General features: G+C 63.2%; 9 protein-coding genes. 2 read left to right on the top strand and 7 right to left on the bottom strand.

The features are described 5' to 3' along the window. Nucleotides 1–210 precede the first annotated feature (210 nt). The 6 genes from QZX93_RS01070 to QZX93_RS01095 form a co-directional block, all read right to left on the bottom strand. Complete coding sequence (locus tag QZX93_RS01070; RefSeq protein WP_295390738.1) at nucleotides 211–1,074, bottom strand: class I SAM-dependent methyltransferase; 864 nt, start codon at nucleotides 1,072–1,074, stop codon at nucleotides 211–213. Nucleotides 1,075–1,199: 125 nt separating this feature from the next. Continuing rightward, nucleotides 1,200–1,526: a type II toxin-antitoxin system PemK/MazF family toxin gene (locus QZX93_RS01075; protein ID WP_295390736.1), complete on the bottom strand. Its 327-nt coding sequence runs from the start codon at nucleotides 1,524–1,526 to the stop codon at nucleotides 1,200–1,202. Further along, nucleotides 1,523–1,738, bottom strand: coding sequence for an antitoxin MazE family protein (locus QZX93_RS01080; protein ID WP_295390740.1), 216 nt, complete (start codon nucleotides 1,736–1,738; stop codon nucleotides 1,523–1,525). Before QZX93_RS01080 ends, QZX93_RS01075 begins: the two co-directional genes overlap by 4 nt. A 684-nt stretch (nucleotides 1,739–2,422) precedes the next feature. Beyond that, a complete protein-coding gene (locus tag QZX93_RS01085) occupies nucleotides 2,423–2,665 on the bottom strand; it encodes a hypothetical protein (RefSeq protein WP_295390734.1) in 243 nt (80 codons plus the stop codon). A gap of 436 nt (nucleotides 2,666–3,101) precedes the next feature. Then, entirely contained in the window at nucleotides 3,102–4,184 is a 1,083-nt protein-coding gene (locus tag QZX93_RS01090) for a hypothetical protein (protein ID WP_295390732.1), read from the bottom strand. A 7-nt stretch (nucleotides 4,185–4,191) separates the two neighbouring features. Further along, complete coding sequence (locus QZX93_RS01095) at nucleotides 4,192–4,767, bottom strand: cysteine peptidase family C39 domain-containing protein (protein WP_295390730.1); 576 nt, start codon at nucleotides 4,765–4,767, stop codon at nucleotides 4,192–4,194. A 111-nt stretch (nucleotides 4,768–4,878) separates the two neighbouring features. Here QZX93_RS01095 and QZX93_RS01100 point away from each other — a divergent pair, with 111 nt between their 5' ends. Next, nucleotides 4,879–5,586 (top strand): response regulator, encoded by a 708-nt coding sequence (locus QZX93_RS01100; RefSeq protein ID WP_295390728.1) that lies wholly within the window; start codon nucleotides 4,879–4,881, stop codon nucleotides 5,584–5,586. Between the two features lie 17 nt (nucleotides 5,587–5,603). Then, nucleotides 5,604–6,968, top strand: coding sequence for an ATP-binding protein (locus QZX93_RS01105; protein WP_295390726.1), 1,365 nt, complete (start codon nucleotides 5,604–5,606; stop codon nucleotides 6,966–6,968). Here QZX93_RS01105 and QZX93_RS01110 read toward each other — a convergent pair. Then, nucleotides 6,952–7,875, bottom strand: a complete 924-nt coding sequence (locus QZX93_RS01110) for an ADP-ribosylglycohydrolase family protein (RefSeq protein WP_295390725.1) — start codon at nucleotides 7,873–7,875, stop codon at nucleotides 6,952–6,954. The genes QZX93_RS01105 and QZX93_RS01110 overlap by 17 nt on opposite strands. Nucleotides 7,876–8,067: the final 192 nt, after the last annotated feature.

The raw sequence follows: 8,067 nt of genomic DNA on the forward strand, positions 1-8,067 counted from the left end.
CTCGTTCATGGTAGCGACCGGTGTCCAAAGATCCGACGCCCATGATCGCAGGAAGACCTCGGTTTTTCAACTGAGTGGCCGCCGCTATACATAGATCGCCGGAGCTAACATGAGTAACTTCTTAGTGAACCGTTCCTTAACATGGATGGGATCGCTCTCGCCTGGCGGCCGGAAAGTCCCAGGGTGCCCAGGCGCGCGCGTCAGCACGACCTATTTGACCGCCTCGGTACCTGGCTTACGCCCCACGGCCAGGACGTAATCAAACGGGGCATACCCCGCCTCGGGAATGCGGCCAAGCGCCCAGCCCACGGGGCCAAGGCGCCGGCGCATTTCGTGGTCCTGCGCCAAGGCGCGGTGCCAGCCGGGGAAGACCTGCTCGCGGATCGAGTCCACCTGTACCGACTCGAACCCGGCGGCGGCGAGCTTTACGGCGTAGACAGCGCGCGGGTAGGCATTGGCTTGCGGCACCGCGAGCGCGGCGCGGGCAAGGCCGCCCATCAACGCTTGCAACGGGTGCTGCCACGGATCGAGATCGGGCCCGGTCGGGATCGAGTCGGCGAGTACCAGGCGACCGCCCGGGCGCAGCAGGCGGGCGGCCTCGGCGAAAAAGTCCTCGCGGGTATCAAAATGAAAGGCGCACTCGAGCGCTGTGACCACGTCGCAACAGGCGTCGGGCAGACCGGTCGCGGTGGCCGAGCCTTCGCGCAGATCGATCCGGTCCTCCAGGCCGAGTTTGCGCACGCGCTCGCGCGCGACGCGCACCTGTTCAGGCGTGATGTTGATGCCGATGATCCGCCGCGGGGCAAAGCGCTGGGTCCAGAAAATATCCTGCTCGGCGAACCCGAAGCCGACATCTACGACCGTGTCGGCACTGGTGATGCCAGCGGTGCGCCCGACCAGCTCGACCATCGCCTCGCAGGCCTCGTCGATGGTCCGCGCGCCCTCCCAGTAGCCCATGTTCAGGTACAACCCGCGCTCGCTGAAGGCGTGCGTCGACGCCAGTCGGTAAAGCCAGCGCACCGGCAGGGCCGGGATGGTCATCCCGCCACCGAATAAACCCTTGGATTCGCTCACGGAAACCTCCTTCGATATGGTCCTGCGTTACGCCTGCCGACAGGGACACGTTGCTGTTTGACGGAAAAGGCACCGGACAAGCGTGGTTTTCGGCTGGGAGCTTAACACGGATGCAACCGCTCTCCTCACTTTGCAATCCCCAAGAAAACGGCCAAACAACGCTCAACCTCGACCATTGCATCTGCATCGATGCGTCCGAAGACAGGCCCTATTTTGTCGCGCTTTACGGTCATGGCCTTGTCAACCATCACCTGTGAAGGCTGCTGTAAGCCGTTCTCTGCGTTCGGCGCAACCGTGATACGAAACAGTGGCGCGGCAACCAGCGTGCCGGTTGTTGGCAGAACGGTGACGGTGGCGTGTTCGTCGAACTGGTTGGCCTGAATCACCAAGGCGGGTCTTGGCTTGCCAAAGTCACCTGGCATGGCGATCGTCACAAAATCGCCTCGTATCATGCCGTCCAGCCATCGACATCGGATAAGGCTGCATCCATCAATTGCTGCATATCCGTGTCGGCCATATCCGCTTGAGCGGCAATACGGGACTGGCGGCGGCACTCCTGCGCAAAGTGTGGCAGTCGCGTATCCGGCACCCAGATTTGCACCGGGCGAAGTCCTGCCATACGCAAGGCGTCGCGGTGCTTCTTAACCCGGGCGTTCACAGGCATGGTGGCCACGTTAAATCTCCATCTGTTATGTTACAGGAAACAGCATAGGCGATAAGCGCGTTACATGCAACACCTCAAATTGATGCCGGCCGTGATCGGTCCGCGCAGCGGACCCTAATGCAAAGACGCGGCGGGGATGATGATTCAATGGGTTCCAGCCGTCAGTGTCTGCGTCCCATGCCACGCCCGCCCCCTGCGCCACCCTGGCCGCGCCTGGCCTCGTAGCCGGCGCCGTAGGGTAAGTCGCTGCGATGCCCCGCGCTGCGTCCGAGACCAACCGACCCACCGGGGCGGCTGGATAGCTCACCCAGCCCTGGTAGCCGCGTGGCATCCACGCTCGGGGCTGAACCCCAGGCCCGGGGCAGTGACTGTGCTGGCACGCTGAGATCGAGTGGCCTGCCGCCATCCAACGCCCCCCCCTGGCCCCAGGCCGAAGTCGCGAGGGCACAGAGCGCGACTGAGCGTATCAGCCGCTTGATGGTCGTGACTGCCTTGGTATTGACGATATGCACGTTCGGCTCGTCCGCTAGCAACGCGTGGTCAGTGGCGCAACGGCCGCGGTGTTTAACGGAGTGTACCACTCGGTCGGTCGCGCCAGATTCCCGGCAAAGATGGCGGCATGTCCCCATGAAAGCCGTCGTATAGAGTCGCCCCGGGGGCGGTGACTCAACGACGGCTCACGCTTTAACGCTTACCGTATTTCGGGCGGGTCCCATCCAGCTTGGGAATGCCGGTGCCGGTGCAGTCGCCAGTGCCAGGCCCATTGCCACCGGCCACGATCTGGTCCATCTGCGCAGGGCTGAGCGCAATCGGGGCCTGCGTGGTGCTTCGTCCCTGAGCGCCCGTGGTCGGAGTGGCCTGATCCGCTGCGGCTGCCGTCAAGTTGGCGCCGACCAGCAGGACGATCGATAATGCTTTCACGTTCATCTTAATTTCCTCAAGCGAGCGATTGGGAGCACAGGGTCCGGCTATCAAGGCGTACTGACAGCCGCTTCCGCAAACGCCCCAACGTGAACACGGTGTCACCTAGGGCGTCTCTCCGGGTGGCGGTGGGCACATTATTCACTGACGGTGTTTCGCCACCATGGCCACGGAGTATTGCTTTGTTTCTTACTGTGTCAGCATGTATCAGGGCCGCAGCGAGTCGCCATTTTCATCCTAGAAAGAGTGGTTGTCACGCCAAGGCGCCAAGCTCGCCAAGGCTGTTCAGTGCGTTATCAGCGTTGCGCCAGTCACCCGGAGGGTGATCTGGAGAGTGGTTCTATCCGATGGTATTTCTTGGCGAGCTTGGCGCCTTGACGTGAGCAATTCCCGGGTTTAGGTTCATCGTTCGGGGTGGTGCGGGCGCCATGGCCGTTAGGGACTAAAAGCGGTAAGGCAACATGATCGAGAAGATGAAGTCGTTGGCGTCTGCCGTGACCCCGGCAGCCGCCGACAGGTTCAGGAACAGGTTCTTGCCCAAGGTAAAGTCGGCGCCTAAGGTGAAGTAGCCGGCCGTGGCGATGGCGCTCTGGTAGGCCTCACCGCCCAGCGGCTCGACTCGCGTCCTGCCTGTAAAATCAAAGGACAGGCCAGTATCTAACGAAATACCCGGGGTGGCTGCTAGGGACACGCCCAAGGTCAGGCCATAGCTGTCGGCTGGCGTGAGCCGGCCGGTCTGGTAGTCCAAGCCACCCCAGAAGGTTGCGGTCTTGGGCCAGGCATGCCGGTAAGACACCGTGCCATACAGCGCCACCGGTTCGCTACGCTTGAGCGCTGACACTGACGCAGTGATCGAGCGGAAGCCGTCGCCAATGGGGACCGGGCCGAAGGGATCTGCGCCATTGTCGTGGGTGTAGGTGAGCCGCGCCACCAATGACGGCCAGGCCGCGGTTTCTTGCGTCAACTGCTTGCCAAGGCCGATCGACAGGTCGCCCGTGCCATCCTTTCGTCCCAGTGGGTAATTTCTTTGCACGTAAGGCAGATACAGTGAAGCCGCCAGACCCCAGGGGAGGCCGGCCTCCAGCCCTAGCCCATAGGCGAAGGACTCATAATGGTTATCGCCCTGTCCGTCGTGGAACCAGGTCACACTGGGGGTGAGACGCAACGTACCGCTGGGCAGCAATACCAGCCCCTTGGTAACCAGCGCCTCGGCGATTGCGCTGTTGGGGGATGCCGATTCAACCGGGGGTTTGGCGGCATCGGGATGAAGGCCGACGACCAGCAACTCACCGCCCGCTGTTCCACTGGCCAATTGGTGTTCCAACACCTTGACCCGCGCACGCAATTGCTCGCTGATCGCCCGTTGAGCGGCAAGCTGTTGCCGTAAAGACTCGACGGTTTCGGTGGCGGGGCCAGCGCTTGGCGCCCGCCGTGGCGCAGCCTCACGCGGCGTTTGTGAAAAGGCGAGCGCCGGCAGGAGCAGTGCGCAGCAAACCAGCAAAATGCGGGTAGCGCTGTTATTCATGGCGATCTCAGGGCGGCGGCGGGCGGGTAACGACAAAGGCCAGTCCATCGATCCAGATGGCAGTGAAGCCGGCGATGGACACGATGCGGTTGCCAAAGGCCGGGTCGGCGAGCAGGACCTGATCGCCGGTGACGCCGTTGAACACCACATAATGGTTATAGCCATGTTGGTCGATGGCCACGATGGGTGCGTGAAAGACGCGCAAGTCATCAAACCCAAGGTGCTGGTAAGCGCTGCCCTGGTAACCGCGACCCTCGACGAATCGCTTCAAGTCCAGCAAGGAGAACCCACCGCGCCGCTTGACCTTGGTCGGGTCGGTCTGTTCCAACATGCGGGAGGCGGCGAGCCGCTCGCTGACCGGATCGTTGAAACCGTAAGTGAGTACCGTGGCCACCGCCGCTGCGGCACAACTGGTTTCCCATTGTTGCATGACCACGCCTTGCTCACGGATTTCCTTGAGACTGCGAAACGCTTGGGGTGTCCGTGCGTGTACCATCGGCGCGGCCGCGGCAATGGCACAGAGCAGAGCAGCGAGGGGCAGATGGTTGATGATTGGGCGTACCTCGGGGTTGAGGATGCCCATTCTCGGCCGGCCCCGTAGCAATGCCTTGTCAACGGCGTAGCGCTCTGTATCGATTTGTAACGGCGTGTATCCGCACGGTCGTCAGGCCGGGAACTCGGCTAAGATAGCGCGATGACCCCCGCTGCCCGCATCCTGGTGGTTGACGACGATCCCGCACTGCGGGACCTGTTGTGCGCCTATCTCACCGACACCGGCTTTGCCGTGGACCTGGCGGGCGACGGGGACGCGATGCGCCGCGCCATGCAACTGGCCATGCCGGACGCCATCGTCTTGGACCTGATGCTGCCCAACGAGGACGGCCTGGCCCTCACCCGCGAACTGCGGACCCACTCCACCGTGCCGATCCTGATGCTGTCGGCCCGCGGCGAGGAGATCGACCGGGTGGTCGGTCTGGAGCTGGGCGCCGATGACTACCTGGCCAAGCCCTTCAGCCCGCGCGAGCTGCTGGCCCGCCTGCGTGCCCTGTTGCGGCGGGCGCAGGGCGCGGGACCGGCGCCGGACTTGGAGGGTGAGCGCTTCGGCCCCTATCGGCTCGACCAGGCGGCCCGCCGGCTACTACGTGGCGATGAGGACCTGGGTCTGTCCGGCGCCGAATATGACCTGCTCAAGGCCTTCATCGAGCGGCCCAATCGGGTGCTGTCCCGCGACCTGCTGCTGGACCTGCTCAAGGGCTATGAGCGCGACCCCTATGATCGCACGGTGGATATCCGGGTGGCGCGCCTGCGGCGCAAGATCGAGCCCGACCCCGCGAACCCGGTCTATGTCCGGACCGTGCGCGGCGCCGGCTATCTGTTCAATCCGCGCGGCGCCGACTCTTAAGCGCTAAGAGCAGTCGCATGCCCAGCAACCTCAGCCTGCGCCAGCAAAACGCGCTGCGGCTCGCCTTGGTCTTCGTGCTGTTCGATGTGCTGACTAGCCTGGCGGTGGTCTTCTTGCTGATGCAGCCGCTGGCAACGCGTGCGACCAGCGATCTGGCCGGACTCATGGTACTCGCCGCCCAGACCTGGGGCGAACTGCCGCCTGAAACTCGGCCGGCCTTCGAGGAGGAACTGATGGCGGCTCATGGGCTGACGCTGGCCGCCGCGCCACCGGCGGGGGCGACGCGGGCGACCTGGCACGGCATCTATGTGCGGGAACTGGAGACGCAACTGACGCAACGCACCGGCGAACCCGTCGACCTGGCGAGCGTCGAGGCGGGGACCGAGCCCTGGTTGTGGGCCGGTCTACCGGTGGCCGGCCGGACCCTGTGGCTGGGATTCCCGCGCAGCCGCGTCGGCCCCCAGCCGCTGGCCGCCGCCCTGGTGACCCTGTCCGCCGCGCTCATCCTGGCAGGGGTGGCCGCCTGGTGGCTCGGGCGCAGTACGGTGGCACCGCTCAAGGGATTTGCTGCCGCCGCGGCCGTCCTTGGCCAGGGCGCGACCCCGGAGCTCTTGCCCGAGACCGGACCGCGCGAGTTGGCGGCCCTGGCCCGTCGTTTCAACCAGTTGGCGTGTCAGATACACGACCTGCTGGAAGCGCGCACCACCCTTCTCGCCGGTCTGTCGCACGACCTGCGCACCCCGCTGGCACGGATGCGCCTTGCGCTGGAGATGATGGAGCGCCGCCCCAGCCCGGACTGGATCGAGCGACTGGAAACCGATGTCGGGGAGATGAACCGCCTGGTGGGGGAGGTACTGGAGCTGGCCCGCGGGCTGGACGGCGAGGCGGCGGTGCCGGTCGACCTGGCCGCCCTGCTGGAGACCCTGGCCGGACACGCCTGGGAGGCAGGCGCCGAGGTCGCGGTGCAGTGTCCGGACCTGCGGGTCAGCGCCCCGCCCGCGGCGCTGCGGCGGGTGCTCGGCAATCTACTGGCCAATGCCCAGCGCTATGCCGGCGATTGGCCGATCGAACTGCGCGCCCAGTGGCGCGACGGCGCCTGCCTCATCGGCGTCATCGACCAGGGTCCGGGCATCCCGCAGGGCCAGATCGAGGCGGTATTCCGCCCCTTCCACCGGGTGGATGCCTCCCGCAGCCCCACCACCGGGGGCACCGGGCTGGGGCTGGCCATCGTGCGCCAATTGGCCCAGGCCAACGGCTGGCAGGTCTGGCTGGAGAATCGCCAAGGCGGGGGCCTGGCGGCCTGGGTGAGCGTGCCGACACCCCGCGGCAAGCCAGGCTTGCACCGGCCAGATGAGTCTGGAAGAGTCATTGTCCGCAAATGAACGGGGGCAAGCGTTTTTTATAAAGCTCCATTGCAACCCACTTTAACTGGTCCCTTGCTTCGACGGGGATACCCTCCAATGTTGCCGAGCCATTCGCGGCACCCCAGATCGCCCCTGCCATCGCCCCAATGGTATCGACATCCCCTTTGAATGAAATAATGAAGCTAATCATTTCGCCAAAACTGCGACTCATAAATCGGGTGGCCGCGTAAATTGCTGTCACCACTGAATCCTGTGCCGCCATCCCGTTTCCCAATAACTTCACAACCTCGCCTTTCGCTATTTCCGAGCTGCCATCTGCCCAACGCTCTGCAAGCCCAATCTTTGTTGAAAAGACAGGAGAAGCGCAGCGCTCTTTTAACAAACGCCACATTTCTGGATAATTTCGGCCCTGAAGAGCAAAATAAATCACTATTGAAATAGCCACTGCCCCTTGAATGGCCAGCGGATGCGCGTGCGTGACTGCTGCCGCCTTCTTTGTTTCTGCAATCAGTCGCTCAAAGTCATTGTAGAAAAAGAGGGCTACGGGCGGACTGCGCATGGCGGCGCCATTTCCAAATGAGCCGTCCTTGAAAACCGTGCTGCGCGCCTCAGGCCAGTGCGTTCCTCGCTTGACCAGCTTTAGCTGTCTGGCCGTGCCTGGGCCATAACCTCGGCTCCAAGCATAGCTGCCTGCAAATTGTTCAGCTAATCTGTCTTGATCGATCGCTTGGTGCTCCAACAATACCTGCGCAACATCGAGCGACATTTGAGTGTCATCCGTCCATCGTGGCAAATGGTTGCGCGTCTTGCCGATCACGTGCCAAAGCGCTCTCTCTACCGGACCGCCTTCAAATGGCGCGCCAATAGCATCTCCCAACGCCAACCCAAGAAGGCAACCTTGATATTGATCGACCGCGGCGTTCATCTGATGTCACTGCGAATGTGGACTGGTGAGCGGTGGATCTGGATGCCGGGCTTAAGAGGCTGTCTAAGAACCATTTTGAGATAGAGGCTTACTTAACGGCTAATAAATACGGCGTTTGATTATTGCAGATCTGCCGAAGAAGCAAGCGTCCGGATGCAATATAAACCTGTGTTTCGCTTGAAGTCGGTTTGC

This window comes from uncultured Thiodictyon sp. (genome assembly GCF_903946935.1).
Lineage (GTDB): Bacteria > Pseudomonadota > Gammaproteobacteria > Chromatiales > Chromatiaceae > Thiodictyon.